At 57.9% G+C, this 21,933-nt stretch carries 20 protein-coding genes; 16 read left to right on the top strand and 4 right to left on the bottom strand.

All coding sequences use genetic code 11. The annotated features are described in order from the left end of the window. Positions 1-51: 51 nt before the first annotated feature. On the bottom strand, positions 52-534 hold the full coding sequence (gene smpB / locus GIW69_RS01485) for an SsrA-binding protein SmpB (protein ID WP_007915208.1): 483 nt from the start codon (positions 532-534) through the stop codon (positions 52-54). 119 nt (positions 535-653) lie between these two features. Between smpB and GIW69_RS01480 the strand changes: the two genes are divergently transcribed. The 3 genes from GIW69_RS01480 to GIW69_RS01470 are packed head-to-tail and all read left to right on the top strand — an operon-like array spanning position 654 to position 2,806. Next, a complete protein-coding gene (locus tag GIW69_RS01480) occupies positions 654-2,057 on the top strand; it encodes a sodium-dependent transporter (protein WP_236480365.1) in 1,404 nt (467 codons plus the stop codon). A 7-nt stretch (positions 2,058-2,064) separates the two neighbouring features. Beyond that, entirely contained in the window at positions 2,065-2,499 is a 435-nt protein-coding gene (locus GIW69_RS01475; RefSeq protein ID WP_236480364.1) for a type II toxin-antitoxin system RatA family toxin, read from the top strand. Continuing rightward, positions 2,492-2,806, top strand: coding sequence for an RnfH family protein (locus GIW69_RS01470; RefSeq protein WP_236480363.1), 315 nt, complete (start codon positions 2,492-2,494; stop codon positions 2,804-2,806). Before GIW69_RS01475 ends, GIW69_RS01470 begins: the two co-directional genes overlap by 8 nt. A gap of 60 nt (positions 2,807-2,866) precedes the next feature. Here the strand turns inward: GIW69_RS01470 and GIW69_RS01465 are convergent, their stop codons facing one another. After that, on the bottom strand, positions 2,867-3,394 hold the full coding sequence (locus tag GIW69_RS01465) for an outer membrane protein assembly factor BamE (RefSeq protein ID WP_236480362.1): 528 nt from the start codon (positions 3,392-3,394) through the stop codon (positions 2,867-2,869). Between the two features lie 97 nt (positions 3,395-3,491). Between GIW69_RS01465 and fur the strand changes: the two genes are divergently transcribed. Continuing rightward, a complete protein-coding gene (gene fur / locus GIW69_RS01460) occupies positions 3,492-3,896 on the top strand; it encodes a ferric iron uptake transcriptional regulator (RefSeq protein ID WP_236480361.1) in 405 nt (134 codons plus the stop codon). 75 nt (positions 3,897-3,971) lie between these two features. Here fur and recN read toward each other — a convergent pair whose 3' ends face one another. Further along, positions 3,972-5,645: a DNA repair protein RecN gene (recN, locus tag GIW69_RS01455; RefSeq protein ID WP_236480360.1), complete on the bottom strand. Its 1,674-nt coding sequence runs from the start codon at positions 5,643-5,645 to the stop codon at positions 3,972-3,974. Positions 5,646-5,885: 240 nt separating this feature from the next. On the opposite strand from recN, the gene grpE reads away from it, so the two are divergent. The 8 genes from grpE (at position 5,886) to GIW69_RS01415 (ending at position 16,523) form a co-directional block, all read left to right on the top strand. Continuing rightward, a complete protein-coding gene (gene grpE / locus GIW69_RS01450) occupies positions 5,886-6,452 on the top strand; it encodes a nucleotide exchange factor GrpE (protein WP_236480359.1) in 567 nt (188 codons plus the stop codon). A 102-nt stretch (positions 6,453-6,554) separates the two neighbouring features. After that, a complete protein-coding gene (gene dnaK / locus GIW69_RS01445) occupies positions 6,555-8,471 on the top strand; it encodes a molecular chaperone DnaK (protein WP_236480358.1) in 1,917 nt (638 codons plus the stop codon). Between the two features lie 296 nt (positions 8,472-8,767). Then, entirely contained in the window at positions 8,768-9,892 is a 1,125-nt protein-coding gene (gene dnaJ, locus GIW69_RS01440; protein ID WP_236480357.1) for a molecular chaperone DnaJ, read from the top strand. Positions 9,893-9,902: 10 nt separating this feature from the next. Further along, the gene (gene dapB / locus GIW69_RS01435; protein ID WP_236480356.1) at positions 9,903-10,709 is read left to right on the top strand and encodes a 4-hydroxy-tetrahydrodipicolinate reductase; all 807 of its coding nucleotides are present in this window, start codon (positions 9,903-9,905) and stop codon (positions 10,707-10,709) included. A gap of 417 nt (positions 10,710-11,126) precedes the next feature. After that, positions 11,127-12,263, top strand: coding sequence for a glutamine-hydrolyzing carbamoyl-phosphate synthase small subunit (gene carA, locus GIW69_RS01430; RefSeq protein WP_236480355.1), 1,137 nt, complete (start codon positions 11,127-11,129; stop codon positions 12,261-12,263). A gap of 126 nt (positions 12,264-12,389) precedes the next feature. Beyond that, on the top strand, positions 12,390-15,611 hold the full coding sequence (carB, locus tag GIW69_RS01425) for a carbamoyl-phosphate synthase large subunit (RefSeq protein ID WP_236480354.1): 3,222 nt from the start codon (positions 12,390-12,392) through the stop codon (positions 15,609-15,611). After that, positions 15,608-16,090, top strand: coding sequence for a transcription elongation factor GreA (greA, locus tag GIW69_RS01420; RefSeq protein ID WP_236480353.1), 483 nt, complete (start codon positions 15,608-15,610; stop codon positions 16,088-16,090). Before carB ends, greA begins: the two co-directional genes overlap by 4 nt. Before the next feature lie 28 nt (positions 16,091-16,118). Beyond that, positions 16,119-16,523 carry an MFS transporter gene (locus tag GIW69_RS01415; RefSeq protein WP_236480352.1) on the top strand — a complete coding sequence of 135 codons (405 nt, stop codon included), beginning with the start codon at positions 16,119-16,121 and terminating at the stop codon, positions 16,521-16,523. A gap of 9 nt (positions 16,524-16,532) precedes the next feature. On the opposite strand, the gene GIW69_RS01410 is transcribed toward GIW69_RS01415, so the two are convergent. Further along, complete coding sequence (locus GIW69_RS01410; RefSeq protein ID WP_236480351.1) at positions 16,533-16,841, bottom strand: YhbY family RNA-binding protein; 309 nt, start codon at positions 16,839-16,841, stop codon at positions 16,533-16,535. A 101-nt stretch (positions 16,842-16,942) separates the two neighbouring features. On the opposite strand from GIW69_RS01410, the gene rlmE reads away from it, so the two are divergent. From rlmE to glmM, 4 genes are all read left to right on the top strand, one after another. Next, positions 16,943-17,572: a 23S rRNA (uridine(2552)-2'-O)-methyltransferase RlmE gene (gene rlmE, locus GIW69_RS01405; RefSeq protein ID WP_236480350.1), complete on the top strand. Its 630-nt coding sequence runs from the start codon at positions 16,943-16,945 to the stop codon at positions 17,570-17,572. A 199-nt stretch (positions 17,573-17,771) separates the two neighbouring features. Continuing rightward, the gene (gene ftsH / locus GIW69_RS01400; RefSeq protein WP_236480349.1) at positions 17,772-19,679 is read left to right on the top strand and encodes an ATP-dependent zinc metalloprotease FtsH; all 1,908 of its coding nucleotides are present in this window, start codon (positions 17,772-17,774) and stop codon (positions 19,677-19,679) included. An 8-nt stretch (positions 19,680-19,687) separates the two neighbouring features. Next, a complete protein-coding gene (gene folP, locus GIW69_RS01395) occupies positions 19,688-20,539 on the top strand; it encodes a dihydropteroate synthase (RefSeq protein WP_236480348.1) in 852 nt (283 codons plus the stop codon). A 16-nt stretch (positions 20,540-20,555) separates the two neighbouring features. Next, positions 20,556-21,893: a phosphoglucosamine mutase gene (gene glmM, locus GIW69_RS01390; protein ID WP_236480347.1), complete on the top strand. Its 1,338-nt coding sequence runs from the start codon at positions 20,556-20,558 to the stop codon at positions 21,891-21,893. Positions 21,894-21,933 lie beyond the last annotated feature (40 nt).

Here is a 21,933-nt window from a genome sequence, read left to right as displayed (position 1 = left end):
CCAAATGTGGGAGCAAGCCTGCTCGCGAATACGCGCTAAAGGCAGAAGAAATTAATCTTCCTTGCCCTTGTTGCGCACGGCACGCTGCAACTCGCGACCGGCGTCACGTTCACGTTCGGTGTCACGCTTGTCGTATTCTTTCTTGCCCTTGCCCAGTGCGATCTCGCACTTGACCATGTGCTTGCTCCAGTACCAGGACAGGCACACGCAGGCATAGCCTTTCTGCTGCACGGCGGCGGCGAGTTTTTCCAGCTCGCGGCGGTTGAGCAGCAGTTTCCGGGTGCGGACGGGATCGGCAATGACGTGCGTGCTGGCAGTCATCAGTGGCGTGATGTGGCTACCGAGCAGCCAGGCCTCGCCATCCTTGAGCAGCACGTAACTGTCGACCAGTTGCAGCTTGCTTGCCCGCAAACTTTTTACTTCCCAGCCGGCCAGGACCAGACCAGCCTCGAACTTGTGTTCGATGAAGTAATCGTGTCGCGCCTTTTTGTTCTGCGCGATGGTCCCTGTGGGGTGTTTCTTCTGTTTAGCCATAGGGGCGGCATTATATGGAGATAAATGGTTGGCGGCTACGGTGATGCTGCGTGCTTGAGCAGGTTGAGTGAATCCCGGACAATGCGGCCTCTTTTTCTAACGCTTGGGCGTGATAAACGATGTCGACAGACAAGGTTTCTGTCCACGGCAGTTGGGCTAGCCGCTGGGTGTTCATACTCGCCGCGACCGGTTCGGCCGTGGGGCTGGGTAGTATCTGGAAATTCCCCTACATGGTCGGGGTCTACGGCGGCGGCGCCTTCGTGCTGATGTTTCTCGTGTGTATCGCACTGATCGGCGTGCCGGTGATGCTCGCTGAAACCTTGATTGGTCGCCGTGCCCGGCAGAGTCCGGCGAATGCCTTGAAGGTGCTGGCGCAAGAAGCGGGGCACTCGACCAAATGGTCGTGGGGTGCGTTTGCCGGGATGATCACGGCGTTGTTGATCCTTTCTTTCTATAGCGTGGTCGGCGGTTGGTCGCTCGATTACATCATCGATATGGGGCGCGGCGACTTCCAGGGCGTCACGCCGGATCAGGTCGGCGCCTACTTCGGCGGCGTTATTGCGGATCCATGGCGCCTGACACTTTGGCACACAGTTTTCATGCTGCTCTCGGCGGTAGTCATCGCCAAAGGCGTGGTGGCGGGGCTTGAGCGCAGCCTGCGGATCATGATGCCGCTACTGTTCGTGATGATCCTGGTGTTGCTGGGCTACAGCATGACCACCGGGCATTTCATGGAAGGCGTGCACTTCATGTTCGACTTCCACCCGGAAAAAGTCCTCGACGGCTTGCTGCCCGCCATGGGCCACGCATTCTTCTCTCTGAGCGTGGGTGTGGGTTCGATCATGATCTACGGCGCCTACATGCCGAAAAACACTTCGCTGTCCGGCACGATTGTCGGCGTGGCATTGCTGGACACCTTCGTTTCGCTGGTGGCGGGGCTGGCGTTGTTTCCGATTGTGTTCGCGGCGGGGCTGAACCCCAGCGAAGGCCCGGGTCTGATGTTTGTCAGCTTGCCGTTTGCCTTCGGCAACGTGGCCTTCGGTCAATTGATGGGCGTGGTGTTTTTCGTGCTGGTCGCAGTAGCTGCCTGGAGCTCGGCCATTTCATTGCTCGAGCCGATGGTCGCCTATCTGGTTGAGCGGACTAAAATCAGTCGTGCCTGGGTGACATTCTGGTTGGCGTTCACCTGCTGGTTCGTCGGTCTGGGCACGGTGTTTTCGTTCAATATCTGGAAGGAAGCCAAATTCTTCGTGAACGAAGGCGGCGCGTTCCATCTCTACCAATGGGGCGCGGCAAGTGGTTTGGACTTCTTTGGCGTGATCGACTTCTTCACCTCGCGGATCATGTTGCCGCTCGGCGGATTGTGTTTCGTCGTGTTTGCTGGCTGGGTGATGGGCCGTGAAGCGGTGCGCGATGAGTTGTCGATCCGTAACCCGGCGCTGTTTGCCCTGTCTTTGTTCTTGATGCGCTATGTGGCGCCCATCGGCATTCTTGTAGTGTTTGCCGCTCAGCTCTGGAAATAACGCTTTCATGACGACGCACATTCAACGATCGGCGCTGCTGCCATACCCGGCACAGTTTCTCTATGACCTGGTCAATGACGTAGAGCGCTATCCAGAATTTCTGCCGTGGTGTTCGACCGCCGAGGTTCTGGAAAGCTCGCCCGAGCACATGCGTGCCAGTGTCGGCGTGGCCAAGGGCGGCCTTAGTCAGCATTTCGTGACGCGCAATACGCTGGTGCCGGGGCAATCCATCGAGATGAATCTGGAGGAGGGGCCGTTCAATCAACTGCACGGCGTCTGGGTGTTCAAGCCTTTGGGCGAAAAGGCCTGCAAGATCAGTCTGGATTTGTCCTTCGACTACGCCGGGCCGTTGGTTCGCGCAACGCTTGGACCTCTGTTCAATCAGGCTGCCAATACGCTCGTCGACGCATTCTGTCAGCGCGCCAAGCAGAAACATGGTTGAGCCGTTGATTGACGTCGAAGTGGTTTACGCCGCCGTAGATCGTCAGGTCTTGCGGGCAATCAGCGTGGCTGACGGTTCGACCGTTCGGGATGCGCTGGCGGTCTGCGGTATTGACGCTGAATTTGCGGAGCTGGATCTGGGCAGTTGTCCGGTAGGGATTTTCGGCAAGCTCGTCGCCGATCCGGACGTTCGTCAAGTTCAGGCGGGTGATCGCCTCGAAATCTATCGGCCCTTATTGGCTGATCCTAAAGAAGTGCGACGGTTGCGGGCGGCCAAGGCAGCCGATGCCAAGGCACGAAATCAGTAGCTGACTTAATCGCAGGCAATAAAAAACCCGGACATTCCGGGTTTTTTATTGCGTCGCAAATTATTGCGGCGAGGTGTCCAGTGGTTCTGGTGTTGGCACCGGAACGGTTTCCACGCCATCCACGTCCTTCTGGATCTGATCCAGCAGAGAGCCTGGCTTGGCCGGTTTTTCCGGTTGTGGCTTCTCGGTGTTTTCAGCAGGCGCGGTCACGTTAGTGCCACTGTCCTTGCCGAGAATGGCTTCGTCACGACTCACGCCGGGCATGAAGTCACCCGACAGGCTGACAAGCTGGTCGTTTGAGTTGAAGATCACACTCATGCGTTCCTGTTGGCGTTCGCCACCACCCGGCTGCAGGCTGTACAGATAGTCCCAGCGATCGGCATGGAACGTATCGGTAAGCAGAGGGTTGCCCATGATAAACCGTACTTGTGGTCGGGTCATTCCCGGCCGTAACTGGTCTATCATGTCCTGCGTGACGACATTGCCCTGCTGGATGTCGATTTTGTAAACCCCGGGGAATGAACAACCGGCGAGTGCGAGCAGTCCCACGAAGGTGACACTGGTTAGCAAGAGCTTGGTGTTTTGCATCGGTGGGCGACTTCCACTATCTTGGCTGGGATAACGTAAACGCCGATCATACCCGCATTAAGAGTAGCTGCGAAGCAGCATCGCGAGAAAGCTGACCATGGTTGAAAATAGCGAACTACGCAAAGCCGGACTCAAAGTGACCCTGCCACGGGTCAAGATTCTGCAAATGCTGGACTCCACCGAGCAGCGTCACATGAGTGCCGAGGACGTCTACAAGGCGTTGATGGAAGCTGGAGAGGACGTCGGGCTGGCCACGGTTTACCGTGTTCTGACCCAGTTTGAAGCGGCTGGCCTCGTGGTCCGTCACAACTTCGACGGCGGCCATGCGGTCTTCGAACTGGCCGACGGTGGTCATCACGACCACATGGTCGACGTGGAGACCGGTGAGGTTGTCGAATTCGTCAGCCTGGAAATCGAAAAACTCCAGAAGGCCATTGCCGAGGAGCACGGTGTCGACCTGGTTGATCACAACCTGGTGCTATACGTACGCAAGAAAAAGTAAGCATGTCGCGCGAACTTCAGGTTCGCGAAACGAGCGAAGGCGACCTAAGGGTCGCCTTCGTGCTTTCTGCGCTGCTTAAACTTTTGCCGTGACTACCATTTTTTTCGCATGGGCCAAAGATTCCTTGGTCAGGTCGATACCGCCAAGCATGCGGGCGACTTCTTCTATACGGTCGTTCTTGCTTAGTTTTGACACGGCGGTGTGCGTTGCCTGTTCGCCCCGAACTTTGTGTACGAACAGATGTTGATGTCCTTGCGCTGCCACTTGCGGCAGGTGCGTTACGGTCAGCACTTGTCCGCGCTCCCCGAGGCGTCGCAGCAACTGCCCGACAATTTCGGCGGTCGGGCCACCAATGCCCACGTCCACTTCGTCGAAGACCAGCGTTGGGACCCGAGACGTCTGCGCGGTGATCACTTGAATGGCAAGGCTGATGCGTGACAACTCGCCACCGGAAGCCACTTTGGCCAAGGCTTTGAGCGGTTGACCGGGGTTGGCGCTCACCAGTAACTCGACTTGCTCCAGCCCGTTGGGCAGCAACTCATCGCCACTGTTAGGGCGCAGTTCGATGGTAAAGCGCCCGCCAGGCATGCCCAGGCGCTGAATCTCCAGCTCGACGGCGCTGGCCAGGCTGTCCGCTGCCTGGTGTCGCAGGTCGCTGAGCTCGCGAGCCTTTTCCTGATAATGGCGGGCGTAGGAGGCGAGCTCTTCGCCAAGTCGTTCGATGGATTCGTCATTGGCGTTGAGGGTTTCTATTTCATCCAGCAGTTTCTGCTGCATCTCGGCGACTTCGGTTGGCTGGATGCGATGCTTGCGCGCCAGCGTATAAATAGCGTCGAGGCGCTCTTCCAGAAATTGCAGGCGGGACGGATCGGCATCGAAATTGTCGAGGAAGCGATTGAGTTCGCCAACCGCCTCTTCAACCTGAATCTGGGCGCTGGTCAGCAGACTGCTCGCCTCGCCCAATGCGCCAATGGAGCTGTTTACGCTCGACAGGCGATTGAGGCTGGCCGTCAGGGCATTCAGCACGTTGCCGTTGTCACTTTCGCTGCATTGCTCGACCACTTGTCGGCAAATGCCGAGCAGGGTTTCGGCATTGGTCAGATTCTTGTGTTCTTGCTCCAGCTGTTCCAGCTCGTTTTCGCCGAGACCTAAGTTTTCCAGTTCTTCGAGCTGGTAACTGAGCAACTGATGGCGAGCACGCTGTTCGTCGCCGGAGTTGGACAGGCGTTCCAGCTCCTGGCGGGTCTGGCGCCAGCGTTGCGCGGCCAGATGCACTTGGCGCGCAAGGTCGGTGGCGCCGGCGTATTCGTCGAGCAGACGACGATGGGTATCCGTCTTGAGCAACGATTGGTGTTCGTGCTGGCTGTGGATATCGATCAGTAATTCGCCTAGAGCCTTGAGATCGCCAAGCGGGCAGGGCGTGCCGTTGATGTAGCCGCGCGACCGACCTTCGGACGTGATGACTCGGCGCAATATGCATGGGCTGTCACTTTCAAGGTCGCGTTCGGCGAGCCAGGCGCTGGCTTCTGGAATATCGGCGAGATCGAAAGTGGCCAGGATGTCGGCCTTGTCGGCGCCCGGGCGAACCACGCCGCTGTCGGCGCGGTCGCCTAGGGTCAGTCCCAGGGCGTCGAGCATGATCGACTTGCCGGCGCCGGTTTCGCCCGTGATCACGCTCATCCCGCGATCAAGTTCGAGATCGAGATGTTCAACGATGGCGTAGTTGTGTACGGACAGGTGCACCAGCATAAAGGCCGCTCCCAGGCTTTAGGTCTGGTTATTTATACAGTGTTTTATTCAGGCCTGACAATGCCTGCGGTTAGCTCGATTTGCTTGAGAAAAGAAAACTGTTAGCGCATCCAGGAATGACGAAGCAGCACTTTTTTGTAGGGTTAATCACTCAAGGCTCTTGAAGCCTGATTTTGCGGCCCCATATACCGGGACAGAAGCGCGAGTCGAGCTCGCGGACGATATTGAAAGGAGAATTCCATGGCTGACGAACAGACAGTAGAGACGCAAAACCCAGAGGCCAATCAGGCGTCCGAGGCTTCGGGCGATGATCTGGCGACCCGTGTACAAGTGCTCGAAGAGCAATTGGCCGCTGCGCAGGATCAGTCTTTGCGCGTAGCTGCCGATCTGCAAAACGTCCGCCGTCGCGCCGATCAGGACGTCGAGAAGGCTCACAAATTTGCGCTGGAAAAATTCGCCAGCGACTTGCTGCCGATCGTCGACAGCCTGGAGCGCGGCCTCGAGTTGTCGAACCCGGACGACGAAAGCATCCGCCCGATGCGTGAAGGCATCGAGCTGACGCTGAAAATGTTCCACGACACCCTCAAGCGTTATCAGCTTGAAGCGATCGATCCGCATGGCGAACCTTTCAACGCCGTTCAACATCAGGCAATGGCCATGCAGGAAAGCGCCGACGTCGAGCCGAACAGCGTGCTCAAGGTGTTCCAGAAGGGCTATCAGCTCAATGGTCGCCTGTTGCGTCCGGCGATGGTCGTGGTCAGCAAGGCGCCGTCACCGGTTTCGCCTTCGATTGACGAGCAGGCTTGAAATTAGCCGCAAGGCCCCCATTTAGAAGTCAAGCGTTTAAGTGCTACCGCAGTTAGCCACCACTGCTGCGGCAACCAAATCCAAAGTTTCGGGAGAGTTAACATGGGCAAAATTATCGGTATCGACCTGGGGACTACCAACTCCTGCGTCTCCGTGCTGGAAAACGGCAAGGCAAAAGTTATTGAAAACGCGGAAGGCGCGCGCACCACGCCGTCGATCATCGCGTACGCCAACGATGGCGAAATCCTGGTCGGCCAGTCCGCCAAGCGTCAGGCAGTGACCAATCCGCACAACACCCTGTATGCGGTGAAGCGTCTGATCGGTCGTCGTTTCGACGAAGAAGTGGTACAGAAAGACATCCAGATGGTCCCTTACAAGATCGTCAAGGCTGACAACAACGACGCCTGGGTTGAAGTGAACGGCCAGAAAATGGCACCGCCACAAATCTCGGCTGAAATTCTGAAGAAAATGAAGAAGACTGCCGAAGACTACCTCGGCGAGCCAGTGACTGAAGCGGTCATTACCGTTCCGGCCTACTTCAACGACAGCCAGCGTCAAGCGACCAAAGACGCCGGCCGCATCGCGGGTCTGGACGTTAAGCGCATCATCAACGAACCAACCGCAGCCGCTCTGGCTTACGGTATGGACAAGGCCAAGGGCGATCACACCGTGATCGTTTACGACCTGGGTGGCGGTACGTTCGACGTTTCCGTGATCGAGATCGCTGAAGTTGACGGCGAGCACCAGTTCGAAGTGTTGGCCACCAACGGCGACACCTTCCTGGGCGGTGAAGACTTTGACATTCGTCTGATCGACTACCTCGTCGACGAATTCAAGAAAGAAAGCGGCATGAACCTCAAGGGTGATCCGCTGGCAATGCAGCGCCTGAAAGAAGCTGCTGAGAAAGCCAAGATCGAGCTGTCTTCGAGCCAGTCGACCGACGTGAACCTGCCGTACATCACTGCAGACGCGACCGGTCCTAAGCACCTGAACGTAAAAATTTCGCGTGCCAAGCTCGAAGCACTGGTTGAAGACCTGGTTCAGCGCACCATCGAACCTTGCCGCATCGCCATGAAAGACGCAGGCCTGGACGTTGGCGCGATCAACGACGTGATCCTGGTCGGCGGTCAGACTCGTATGCCGCTGGTTCAGAAGCTGGTAACCGATTTCTTCGGTAAAGAAGCACGTAAAGACGTTAACCCGGACGAAGCCGTTGCCATGGGTGCTGCTATCCAGGGTGCCGTTCTGGCCGGTGACGTGAAAGACGTTCTGCTGCTCGACGTCAGCCCGCTGACCCTGGGTATCGAAACCATGGGTGGCGTGATGACTGCGCTGATCGAGAAAAACACCACGATTCCTACCAAGAAATCGCAAGTGTTCTCGACCGCCGACGACAACCAGGGTGCCGTGACCATTCACGTTCTGCAGGGCGAGCGCAAGCAAGCCGCGCAGAACAAGTCGCTCGGCAAGTTCGACCTGGCGGACATTCCACCTGCTCCACGTGGTGTGCCACAGATCGAAGTGACCTTCGACATCGACGCCAACGGCATCCTGCACGTCGGTGCGAAAGACAAGGCGACCGGCAAGACTCAGTCGATCGTGATCAAGGCCAACTCCGGTCTGTCCGACGAAGAGATCGAGCGCATGGTGCGTGACGCCGAGGCGAATGCCGAGGAAGACCGCAAGTTCGAAGAACTGGCCGCTGCCCGCAACCAGGGTGATGCACTGGTTCACTCGACGCGCAAAATGGTCACTGACGCGGGTGACAAAGTCACCGCTGAAGAGAAGACCGCGATCGAAGCTGCCGTGGTTGCTCTGGAAGCCGCTGTGAAAGGCGACGACAAGGCTGTCATCGACGCTAAGGTCGAAGAGCTGTCGAAGGTCTCTGCTCCGGTTGCGCAGAAGATGTACGCCGAACAGGGTCAGCCAGCTGATGGCGCAGCCCCGCAAGGTGACTCGGCTGAAAAGGCGGATGACGTTGTCGATGCCGAGTTCGAAGAAGTCAAAGACAACAAGTAAGTTGTTTGTCGCCCGGTTGACTGCCTTCAGGCGGTGACTGGTAGGATGTCGCCGCGCGGGAGCCTGCTCCCGCGTTGGCGTATCTGGAATACGCGAATTTTTACAGCATGCGACAAGCTTCGCGTGCTGCTGGCATGGCCGGGAATGCTCCTGCTTTTCGCGCCGAAAGTGCCACGTGAATCAAAGACCAGGATCGTTGAATTGACGTGAGTTGGGTCCGGGCCTGTATTGGGGCTCAACGAGTTTGGCGAAGCTCAGGAGGGGTTCGCTGAACGTCCTTAAGAGTGCGAAGACTTATGGCAAAGCGTGACTATTACGAAGTATTGGGTGTTGAGCGTGGCTCAAGCGATGCAGACCTGAAGAAGGCCTATCGCCGTCTGGCGATGAAGCATCACCCTGACCGTAATCCGGATGACAAAGCGTCGGAAGAAATGTTCAAGGAGGCCAACGAGGCCTACGAAGTCCTGTCCGATTCCAGCAAGCGCGCGGCGTACGACCAATACGGTCACGCCGGTGTCGACCCGAGCATGGGTGGCGGTGGCGCCGGTTTCGGTGGTCAGAACTTCTCCGACATTTTCGGCGACGTGTTCAGTGATTTCTTCGGCAGTGGTCGCGGCGGCGGTCGTGGCGGCGCGCAGCGTGGCAGCGACTTGCGCTACACACTGGAGCTGGATCTGGAAGAGGCGGTACGCGGTACCTCGGTCAATATCCGCGTTCCGACACTGGTCAACTGCAAGCCGTGCGATGGCTCGGGCGCCAAGAAAGGCTCGTCGCCGTCGACCTGCCCGACCTGCGGCGGCATCGGTCAGGTTCGCATGCAGCAAGGCTTCTTCTCGGTGCAGCAGACCTGCCCGCGCTGCCATGGCCAGGGCAAGATCATTTCCGATCCGTGCGACTCCTGCCACGGCGAAGGCCGTGTCGAAGAGTACAAAACGCTGTCGGTAAAAGTGCCGGCCGGCGTTGATACCGGTGATCGCATTCGTCTGTCCGGCGAAGGTGAGGCGGGCGCTCAGGGCGGTCCTACCGGCGACCTGTACGTGGTGATCAATGTGCGCGAGCACTCGATCTTCCAGCGTGACGGCAAGCATTTGTTCTGCGAAGTGCCGATCAGCTTCGTCGATGCGGCCTTGGGCGGCGAGCTGGAAATTCCGACCCTTGACGGTCGCGTCAAACTGAAAATCCCCGAAGGCACGCAGACTGGCAAGCAGTTCCGCATACGCGGTAAAGGTGTGGCACCTGTTCGTGGCGGCGGAGCGGGCGATCTGATGTGCCGTGTGGCCGTCGAAACGCCGGTGAACCTGAGCCGTCGCCAGCGTGAGATGCTCGAAGAGTTTCGCGGTTCGCTCGCGGACGACAACAGCCACTCGCCGAAAACCACCGGTTGGTTCGAAGGCGTGAAGCGTTTCTTCGGCGACTTGTAAGGAATCTGGCATGCGACGTATTGCAGTGATGGGCGCCGCCGGGCGTATGGGCAAAAACCTGGTCGAGGCTGTGCAGCAGCGCTCGCCGCTGTCGGGTTTGACTGCCGCAATCGTGCGTCCGGGAAGCTCGCTGGAAGGTGCGGATGCGGGCGAACTCGCGTCCATCGGCCGCATTGGCGTCACCCTGTGCGGTAACCTCGAACGCGTGGCGGATGAATTCGACGTGTTGATCGATTTCACCTTGCCCGAAGTGATGTTGAAAAACCTGGCGTTCTGCCGCAAGGCCGGCAAAGCCATGGTCATTGGCACCACCGGCCTGGACGCCGCGCAGAAAAAACTGCTGGCCGAGGCGGGCAAGGATATTCCGATCGTCTTCGCGGCGAACTTCAGCGTTGGCGTCAACCTGTCGCTGAAACTGCTGGACATGGCGGCGCGGGTGTTGGGTGACGATGCAGATATCGAAATCATCGAGGCTCATCACCGCCACAAGATCGACGCGCCTTCTGGCACGGCGCTGCGCATGGGCGAAGTGATCGCTGATGCGCTGGGTCGTGATCTGCAGGAAGTGGCTGTTTACGGTCGCGAGGGCCATACCGGCGCTCGTGAGCGCGAGACCATTGGTTTCGCTACCGTTCGCGGTGGCGATGTGGTCGGCGATCACACCGTACTGTTCGCCACTGAGGGCGAGCGACTGGAGATTACCCACAAGGCCTCGAGCCGCATGACGTTCGCCAAGGGCGCGGTGCGTGCTGCGCTGTGGCTCGACGGTCGTGAGCCGGGCCTGTATGACATGCAGGACGTGCTTGATCTCAAGTGAGTGATCGCAGGGTAAAAAAACAAGGCGCGTGAAGCGCCTTTGTTTTGCCTGGAATCTGAACCGAAAAGGAAATGCAGCGATCACGATGAAGCGCGGACGGATCTCCAGGGTCAGGTTGATGTATTTCAGGAGGGTATTGCCGCGATCGTCATTGAACGCCTTGCCCCATTCCAGGGTTGGGTCAAGTGGGGGCAGCCTTGGTTTTGCGTATTCTCATGCGCCCGTGCGGATGGATGGCGACTTTGCGCGGTTTTCGCCCTTTCGGGAATCGCAACCTTCCTGTAAGCTACAGCTTTAGTGTGTCCACTAAAAGCGCGCAGAATAATTCAGTGAAGAAGCGGGGTGACGTGTCCATACGTCACTCCGCTTTTTTACAACCTGCGATTGCCCTTCATGCTTTATCTACGGGAGGTCTTCTTGACTAAGCCAGCCATACTCGCCCTTGCTGATGGCAGCATTTTTCGCGGCGAAGCCATTGGAGCCGACGGTCAAACCGTTGGAGAGGTGGTGTTCAACACCGCAATGACCGGCTATCAGGAAATCCTTACCGATCCTTCCTACGCCCAACAGATCGTAACCCTGACTTACCCGCACATCGGCAATACCGGCACCACGCCGGAAGATGCCGAGTCCGATCGCGTCTGGTCTGCCGGCCTGGTCATTCGCGACCTGCCGCTGGTGGCGAGCAACTGGCGTAACACGATGTCGCTGTCCGACTACCTGAAAGCCAACAACGTTGTGGCGATCGCCGGTATCGATACTCGTCGCCTGACCCGCATCCTGCGTGAAAAAGGCGCCCAGAACGGCTGCATCATGGCCGGTGACAACATTTCCGAAGAAGCTGCAATCGCCGCTGCCCGAGGCTTCCCGGGCCTGAAAGGCATGGATCTGGCGAAAGTCGTCAGCACTACCAAGCAGTACGAATGGCGCTCGACGGTCTGGGATCTGAAAACCGACAGCCACGCGACCATTGAAGCTTCCGAGCTGCCATACCACGTTGTGGCCTACGACTACGGCGTCAAAGTCAATATCCTGCGCATGCTGGTCGAACGCGGCTGTCGCGTCACCGTGGTGCCGGCACAAACCCCGGCTGCCGACGTGTTGGCACTGCAACCGGATGGCGTGTTCCTGTCCAACGGCCCTGGCGATCCTGAGCCTTGCGACTACGCGATCCAGGCGATCAAAGACGTGCTGGAAACCGAAATCCCGGTCTTTGGTATCTGCCTCGGTCACCAATTGCTGGCTCTGGCTTCCGGCGCCAAGACCCTGAAAATGGGCCACGGCCACCACGGTGCCAACCACCCGGTACAGGATCTGGACACGGGCGTTGTCATGATCACCAGCCAGAACCACGGTTTTGCGGTGGACGAAGCCACCCTGCCAAGCAACGTTCGCGCGATCCATAAATCGCTGTTCGACGGCACCCTGCAAGGCATCGAACGCACCGACAAGAGCGCGTTCAGCTTCCAGGGTCACCCTGAAGCCAGCCCGGGCCCGAATGATGTGGCGCCACTGTTCGACCGCTTCATCAACGAGATGGCCAAGCGACGCTAAGCGTTCGCCTTGAGACTGTAGAGAGAAGCCCTTCGAGGGCGGCCCCGAACCCGGCGGCCCCTTCGAAGCTTCAGAAATCGATCAAGACGGCTTGCCGACTGACCTGCGGATTTGAGTGACAAACCCATGCCAAAACGTACAGACATTAAAAGCATCCTGATTCTCGGCGCTGGCCCGATCGTTATCGGCCAGGCCTGCGAATTCGACTACTCCGGCGCCCAGGCTTGCAAAGCCCTGCGCGAAGAGGGTTACCGCGTCATCCTGGTGAACTCCAACCCGGCCACCATCATGACCGACCCGGCCATGGCCGACGCCACTTACATCGAACCGATCAAATGGCAGACCGTTGCCAAGATCATCGAGAAAGAGCGTCCGGACGCGCTGCTGCCGACCATGGGCGGCCAGACCGCACTGAACTGCGCTCTGGATCTGGAGCGCGAAGGCGTTCTGGAAAAATTCGGCGTAGAAATGATCGGTGCCAACGCCGACACCATCGACAAGGCTGAAGACCGTTCGCGTTTCGACAAGGCGATGAAATCCATCGGCCTGGCGTGCCCGCGTTCCGGCATCGCCCACAGCATGGAAGAGGCCAACGCGGTGCTCGAGAAGCTCGGCTTCCCGTGCATCATCCGTCCGTCCTTCACCATGGGCGGCACCGGTGGCGGTATCGCTTACAACCGTGAAGAGTTCGAAGAAATCTGCGCCCGTGGTCTGGACTTGTCGCCGACCAAAGAGTTGCTGATCGACGAATCCCTGATCGGCTGGAAAGAATATGAAATGGAAGTTGTCCGCGACAAAAAGGACAACTGCATCATCGTCTGCTCCATCGAAAACTTCGACCCGATGGGCGTGCACACCGGTGACTCGATCACCGTCGCACCAGCCCAGACCCTGACCGACAAGGAATACCAGATCCTGCGTAACGCCTCCCTGGCGGTACTGCGCGAGATCGGCGTCGAGACCGGTGGTTCAAACGTCCAGTTCGGCATCTGCCCGAACACCGGCCGCATGGTCGTCATCGAGATGAATCCGCGTGTTTCCCGTTCTTCGGCCCTGGCCTCGAAAGCCACCGGTTTCCCGATCGCCAAAGTCGCGGCCAAACTGGCGGTGGGTTACACCCTCGACGAACTGTCGAACGACATCACCGGCGGCAAGACGCCGGCGTCCTTCGAGCCGTCGATCGACTACGTCGTCACCAAGCTGCCACGCTTCGCTTTCGAGAAGTTCGCCAAGGCTGACGCGCGCCTGACCACTCAGATGAAGTCGGTCGGTGAAGTCATGGCCATCGGCCGTACCTTCCAGGAATCTCTGCAAAAAGCCCTTCGCGGTCTGGAAGTAGGCGTTTGCGGTCTGGACGAGAAGCTAGATCTGAGCAACCCGGAAAGCATGAGCGTGCTCAAGCGCGAACTGACCGTGCCGGGCGCCGAGCGTATTTGGTACGTGGCGGACGCCTTCCGTGCCGGCCTGAGCGTCGAAGACATCTTCGGCATGAACATGATCGACCCATGGTTCCTGGTGCAGATCGAAGATCTGATCAAAGAAGAAGAGAAGGTCAAAACCCTCGGTCTGTCCTCTATCGACAAAGACCTGATGTTCCGCCTCAAGCGCAAAGGCTTCTCCGATCAGCGTCTGGCCAAGCTGCTGGGTGTGACCGAGAAGAGCCTGCGCGCTCACCGTCACAAGCTGGAAATTTTCCCGGTCTACAAGCGCGTCGACACCTGCGCGGCCGAATTCGCCACCGACACCGCCTACCTCTACTCGACATACGAGGAGGAGTGCGAAGCGGCGCCATCGGGTCGCGACAAGATCATGATTCTGGGCGGCGGCCCTAACCGCATCGGCCAAGGCATCGAGTTCGACTACTGCTGCGTACACGCCGCACTGGCCCTGCGCGATGACGGTTACGAGACCATCATGGTCAACTGCAACCCGGAAACCGTATCGACCGACTACGACACCTCTGATCGCCTCTACTTCGAGCCAGTGACCCTGGAAGACGTGCTGGAAATCGTCCGCGTCGAGAAGCCGAAAGGCGTGATCGTCCAGTACGGCGGCCAGACTCCGCTGAAACTGGCCCGTGCCCTGGAAGCGGCCGGCGTGCCGATCATCGGCACCAGCCCTGACGCCATCGACCGTGCAGAAGACCGTGAGCGCTTCCAGCAGATGGTTCAGCGCCTGAATCTGCGCCAGCCGCCAAACGCCACCGTGCGCAGCGAAGACGAAGCGATTCGTGCAGCCAGCAAGATCGGTTATCCGCTGGTGGTGCGTCCGTCCTACGTACTGGGCGGCCGTGCGATGGAAATCGTCTACGAAGAAGAAGAGCTCAAGCGCTACCTGCGTGAAGCGGTTCAGGTGTCCAACGACAGCCCGGTTCTGCTGGATCACTTCCTCAACTGCGCCATCGAGATGGACGTGGATGCGGTTTGTGACGGTAAAGATGTCGTCATCGGCGCGATCATGCAGCACATCGAGCAGGCTGGCGTTCACTCCGGTGACTCCGCGTGCTCGCTGCCGCCGTACTCGCTGCCGGCGCACATCCAGGACGAGATGCGTGAACAGGTCAAGAAAATGGCTCTGGAACTGGGCGTTATCGGCCTGATGAACGTTCAGTTGGCGCTGCAAGGCGACGACATCTACGTCATCGAAGTCAACCCGCGCGCTTCCCGTACCGTGCCGTTCGTGTCCAAGTGCATCGGTGTTTCCCTGGCGATGATCGCAGCACGCGTCATGGCCGGTAAAACCCTGAAAGAACTGGGTTTCACCAAAGAAATCATTCCGAACTTCTACAGCGTGAAAGAGGCGGTCTTCCCGTTCGCCAAATTCCCGGGTGTTGACCCGATCCTCGGCCCAGAGATGAAGTCCACCGGTGAGGTCATGGGCGTGGGCGATACCTTCGGCGAAGCCTTTGCCAAAGCCCAGATGGGTGCCAGCGAAGTTCTGCCGACCGGCGGCACTGCGTTCATCAGCGTGCGTGACGATGACAAGCCACTGGTTGCAGGCGTGGCCCGTGATCTGATCAACTTGGGTTTCGAAGTGGTCGCCACTGCCGGTACTGCCAAGCTGATCGAAGCCGCAGGCCTGAAAGTGCGTCGCGTGAACAAGGTGACCGAAGGCCGTCCGCACGTGGTCGATATGATCAAGAATGACGAGGTCACTCTGATCATCAACACCACTGAGGGTCGCCAGTCGATCGCCGATTCCTACTCCATTCGTCGTAACGCCCTGCAGCACAAGATTTACTGCACCACGACTATCGCTGCAGGCGAAGCCATCTGTGAAGCGCTGAAGTTCGGTCCTGAAAAAACCGTGCGCCGCTTGCAGGATCTACACGCAGGATTGAAGGCATGAGCTTAATCAAATATCCGATGACTGTTCAGGGCGCTCGCGCCCTGGAAGAAGAGCACACTCATCTGACCAAGGTCGTTCGTCCGAAGCTTAGCCAGGACATCGGTACGGCCCGCGAGTTGGGTGATTTGAAGGAAAACGCCGAATACCATGCTGCCCGCGAGCAGCAGGGTATGGTCGAGGCGCGGATTCGTGACATTGAAGGCCGGATTCAGAATCAGGTCATCATCGACGTCACGACCATTCCTCACACCGGTAAAGTGATTTTCGGCACCACCGTTGAAATCGCCAACGTCGAGACTGACGAAAGCGTCACCTACCACATCGTGGGTGAAGACGAGGCTGACTTCAAGCTGGGCAAGATCTCGGTGGGGTCGCCTCTGGCTCGCGCCTTGATCGGCAAGGAAGAAGGCGATGTGGTTGCCGTGAAAACACCTGGCGGTGTTATCGAGTACGAGATTGTCGAAGTCCGTCACATCTGAAAGCGGGCGCCCGCTGCACGCGGGCGCCATGCTGTGGCAGCTGGCCCAGATGTTGTGGGTCGGTGGACTGTGGCTGGTGCATTTCGGTTTGCAGCCGGTGCTGGGCAAGATTGGTCTTGCGCCGCTGCTGATCGATGAGATCGCCGGCATGTTCGAACCGCTGGTAGTGGGTTTTTCCGCCGTCTGCGTGATCTTTCAGGCTTTGGTGCTGGTGCAGACCAATGGCCTTGCCAGTCTATGGCGGGATTTTCGCGGGCAGGTGTTGCTGATGGCGTTGTATGCGATTGCGATGTATGTCGCGGTGCGTCTTGGTTGGCCTGATGCGCAGCGCTGGCAGGAATTCAGTTACCTGGTTTTGGGCTTTACCGGGCTGGTGCTGGTAATGCAGCCGGTGCCGGGATGGAGTGGCAGGGTGCGCGAAGCGCACCCCTGACCCTTGTCATCACTTGAAGCGATGGACGTTCGACAGCTGCTTGTTGACGCTGAAGTTCTTGCGATGAATCAGTGCCATCTTGCCGATGACCTGAACCAGATCCGCTTTGCCGACCTTGCAGAGTTCAGCAATGGATGCCAGTCGCGCTTCACGATCGAGGATGTTGAGCTTGATTTTGATCAGCTCATGATCCGCCAGTGCGCGTTCAAGTTCGGCTAGCACACCTTCAGTCAAACCGTTGTCTGCCACAGTCAAAACTGGTTTCAGATGGTGGCCAATGGATTTGTACTGTTTCTTCTGCTCTGGAGTGAGCGGCATAATCTGACCCTTTCGTCTGGATTCTGTAAAATGGCGGCCATTTTACCCGAGGGTTCGTGGATCCGCCCAACTAATCACGACCCTTATCATCGAGGTGCCCAATGGCGCGTTCCAAGACAAGCCTTGGTTGGCTGAAACGACATGTCAACGATCCCTATGTGAAGCAGGCGCAGAAGGATGGCTACCGCTCGCGTGCGAGTTACAAGCTTCTGGAAGTTCAGGAGAAATACAAGCTGATCCGTCCGGGCATGAGCGTTGTCGACCTGGGTGCGGCGCCCGGCGGCTGGTCGCAAGTCACTAGCCGGCTGATCGGTGGTCAGGGGCGTCTGATCGCCTCGGATATCCTGGAGATGGACAGCATTCCGGACGTGACTTTCATCCAGGGTGACTTCACTCAGGATGAAGTGCTCGCGCAGATCCTTGAGGCTGTGGGTAATTCGCAAGTGGACCTTGTGATTTCCGATATGGCCCCCAATATGAGTGGTACACCTGAAGTGGACATGCCTAAAGCCATGTTCCTTTGCGAGCTGGCCCTTGATCTGGCTGAGCGGATTCTCAAGCCGGGTGGTAATTTTGTAATCAAGATCTTTCAGGGAGAAGGATTTGATGTTTACCTGAAGGACGCTCGTCGGAAATTCGATAAGATCCAAATGATCAAGCCGGATTCCTCTCGTGGCACTTCCCGCGAGCAATACATGCTGGCCTGGGGTTACCGCGGGCGCAGTGAATAAAGGGTTTTTTGGCAGGGCGATAGGTTTTTAGTATTTCGCCCGGCAAGCATTAACGAATATTGTGTGGAAAGTGTTTCACAAAGGGTTACAGACGGCGCCTGCCAGAGCTGTAGGTAATGTAGTAAGTTAGGCCGGTGAATATCATGCGAAGCGCGCGCCAGTAGCGGAGCTTGCTTCAGAGGGTAGTTAATTGAACGATATGGCAAAGAATCTGATCCTGTGGTTGATCATCGCGGCTGTCCTGGTGACGGTGATGAACAACTTCTCCAGCCCTAACGAGCCGCAGACCCTCAACTATTCCGACTTCATTCAGCAGGTCAAGGATGGCAAGGTCGAACGCGTTGCTGTCGATGGCTACGTGATTACCGGCAAGCGCAGCGATGGCGACAGCTTCAAGACCATTCGTCCGGCAATCCAGGACAATGGCTTGATCGGCGACCTGGTGGATAACCACGTTGTCGTTGAGGGCAAGCAGCCTGAACAGCAGAGCATCTGGACTCAACTCCTGGTCGCGAGCTTCCCGATCCTGGTGATCATCGCCGTGTTCATGTTCTTCATGCGCCAGATGCAAGGTGGCGCGGGAGGCAAGGGCGGGCCGATGAGCTTCGGCAAGAGCAAGGCACGCCTGCTTTCCGAAGATCAGGTGAAAACAACGTTGGCTGACGTTGCAGGTTGTGACGAAGCCAAGGAGGAGGTTGGCGAGCTCGTTGAATTCCTCCGCGATCCAGGCAAGTTCCAGCGTTTGGGCGGCCGTATTCCGCGCGGCGTGCTGATGGTCGGCCCTCCGGGTACCGGTAAAACTTTGCTGGCCAAGGCGATTGCCGGCGAAGCGAAGGTGCCGTTCTTCACCATTTCCGGTTCCGATTTCGTTGAAATGTTCGTTGGTGTCGGTGCCAGCCGTGTTCGTGACATGTTCGAACAGGCTAAGAAGCACGCGCCTTGCATCATTTTCATCGACGAAATCGACGCTGTCGGCCGCCATCGTGGTGCCGGCATGGGTGGCGGTCACGACGAGCGCGAGCAGACTCTCAACCAGTTGCTGGTTGAAATGGACGGCTTCGAAATGAACGACGGCATCATCGTGATTGCCGCGACCAACCGTCCTGACGTACTTGACCCTGCACTTCTGCGTCCGGGTCGTTTCGACCGCCAGGTCGTCGTAGGTCTGCCGGATATCCGTGGTCGTGAACAGATTCTCAAGGTTCACATGCGCAAAGTACCTATGGGCGACGATGTTGCTCCCGGTGTGATTGCACGCGGTACCCCGGGCTTCTCCGGTGCCGACCTTGCCAACCTCGTCAACGAAGCGTCTCTGTTTGCGGCTCGTTCCGGCAAGCGCATCGTCGAGATGAAAGAATTCGAGCTGGCGAAAGACAAGATCATGATGGGCGCCGAGCGCAAATCCATGGTCATGTCCGAGAAAGAAAAACAGAACACCGCGTATCACGAAGCAGGGCATGCCATTGTGGGTCGCGTCGTGCCTGAGCATGATCCGGTTTACAAGGTCTCTATCATTCCGCGCGGCCGTGCGCTGGGTGTGACCATGTTCCTGCCGGAAGAGGATCGTTATAGCTTGTCCAAGCGTGCGTTGATCAGTCAGATCTGCTCGCTGTATGGCGGTCGTATTGCAGAAGAGATGACGCTTGGTTTCGACGGTGTGACCACTGGTGCTTCCAACGACATCATGCGGGCAAGTCAGATTGCGCGGAATATGGTGACCAAATGGGGTCTATCGGAAAAACTTGGCCCGCTGATGTATGCCGAAGAAGAGGGCGAAGTGTTCCTCGGTCGCGGCGGTGGTGGTCAAGCTGCAAGCTTCTCTGGCGAAACCGCGAAGCTGATCGACTCCGAAGTGCGCAGCATCATCGACCAGTGCTATGGCACCGCCAAACAGATTCTTACGGACAATCGTGAGAAGCTCGACGCGATGGCCGATGCGCTGATGAAATATGAGACGATCGATGCCGAGCAGATCGACGATATCATGGCGGGTCGTACGCCTCGCGAGCCACGCGACTGGACGGGTGGTACGGGTACTCCGCCGCCACCAGTTGTGCAGGACGAACGTCCGCAGACACCTATTGGTGGTCCGGCAGCTGACGTTTAAGGTTTGAAATGACTTCTGTTCAGTCCCTGACCCGGTTGCCTTGCGGCAACCGGGTTCTTGATTTGGCCCGGACGCATGTCATGGGCATTCTCAATGTCACTCCCGATTCTTTTTCCGATGGTGGCCGATTCAGCCAGCTTGACGCGGCTTTGCGCCACGCCGAAGCCATGGTGTTGGCCGGTGCGACGCTGATCGATGTCGGTGGCGAATCCACTCGGCCTGGCGCGCGCGTCGTCTCGACGCAGGAAGAGCTGGAGCGTGTGTCACCTGTCGTCGAACTGATCAATCGTGAGCTGGATGTGATCATCTCGGTCGATACCTCGACGCCGGAGGTCATGATTGAAACCGCGCGCTTGGGCGCCGGCCTGATCAATGACGTTCGCTCGCTTCGTCGTGAAGGCGCGCTGGAAGCAGCGGCGGCGACCGGTTTGCCGGTCTGCCTCATGCACATGCTCGGCGAGCCTGGCGACATGCAAGACAATCCGCAGTATCGCAATGTCACGGAAGAGGTGATGGAGTTTCTTGCCGAACACATGGCTCGATGCGCGTCTGGGGGTATTCCGACGGAAAGGGTGATTCTCGATCCAGGCTTCGGTTTCGCCAAAACGCTGCAGCACAATCTAAGCTTGTTCAAGCATATGCAGGCGCTGCACGCGCTGGGCCGTCCGCTGCTGGTGGGTGTTTCACGCAAAAGCATGATCGGCCACGCCTTGAATCGTCCCGTCGGCGAGCGCCTATATGGCGGTTTGGCATTGGCGGCACTGGCGTCGGCCAAGGGGGCGTGTATATTGCGCGTCCATGATGTGGCGGAAACAGTGGACGTGGTGCGCATGGTCGCAGCCGTGGAATCAGCCGAATAAGAATGATGGAGCACTTATGAGCAAGAAATATTTTGGCACTGACGGTATTCGCGGTCGTGTCGGCGAATACCCTATTACTCCTGATTTCATGCTCAAGCTCGGTTGGGCGGCCGGCATGGCATTCCGCAAGATGGGTGCCTGCAAAGTACTGGTTGGCAAAGACACGCGAATTTCCGGTTACATGTTCGAGTCGGCGCTGGAGGCCGGGTTGACCTCGGCCGGCGCTGATGTGATGTTGCTTGGCCCGATGCCGACGCCGGCCATTGCTTACCTGTCTCGCACGTTTCAGGCTGAAGCCGGTATTGTGATCAGCGCCTCGCACAATCCGCATGATGATAATGGCATCAAGTTCTTTTCCGGAAAGGGCACCAAACTTCCAGATGAACTGGAGTTGATGATTGAAGAATTGCTCGATACACCGATGACCGTTGTCGAGTCGAGCAAGATCGGCAAAGTCTCACGCATTAACGATGCTTCCGGTCGCTATATCGAATTCTGCAAAAGCAGTGTGCCGACAGGGACTACGTTTTCTGGCCTCAAAGTTGTGCTCGACTGCGCTCACGGCGCTACCTATAAGGTGGCGCCGAGTGTTTTCCGTGAATTGGGTGCCGAAGTCGTGGTGTTGTCGGCGCAGCCTAACGGTCTGAACATCAACGATAACTGCGGCTCGACCCATATGGGCCAACTGCAGGCTGCCGTACTGGCGGAGCACGCCGATCTTGGTATTGCGTTCGATGGCGACGGCGACCGCGTACTGATGGTCGATCACACCGGTGCCATTGTTGATGGCGATGAGTTGCTATTCATCATTGCTCGCGATCTTCATGAGCGTGGAAAGCTGCAGGGCGGTGTTGTTGGCACTCTGATGAGCAACCTCGGTCTGGAGTTGGCGCTTGCCGAGTTGTCGATTCCGTTCATCCGCGCCAATGTCGGCGACCGTTATGTGATTGCCGAGCTGCTTGAGCGCAACTGGTTGATCGGTGGCGAGAACTCCGGGCATATCGTCTGTTTCAATCACACGACCACTGGTGACGCGATCATTGCTGCGCTGCAAGTGCTGATGGCGCTGAAGGCTCGCAACGAAGGTCTGGCTCAATCTCGGCAAGCACTGCGCAAGTGCCCTCAAGTGTTGATTAACGTGCGTTTTGGTGGTGGCGATAATCCGTTGGAGCATGCGTCGGTCAAGGAAGCCAGTGCACGGGTTACCCACGCGATGGCGGGGCGTGGCCGTGTGCTTTTACGCAAGTCCGGTACAGAGCCATTGGTGCGCGTCATGGTCGAAGGCGAGGACGAAACCCAGGTTCGCGGCTATGCCGAAGAACTGGCAAAACTGGTTACTGAAGTTTCTGCCTGATACGGCTTGCCAGCCATGATTGTGTTGGGTAACATCTGCG

It is taken from the genome of Pseudomonas syringae (assembly GCF_021605415.1).
GTDB lineage: Bacteria > Pseudomonadota > Gammaproteobacteria > Pseudomonadales > Pseudomonadaceae > Aquipseudomonas > Aquipseudomonas syringae_S.
The sequence above is the reverse complement of the archived record's forward strand: the minus strand, read 5'-3'. Positions and strand labels throughout refer to the sequence as shown.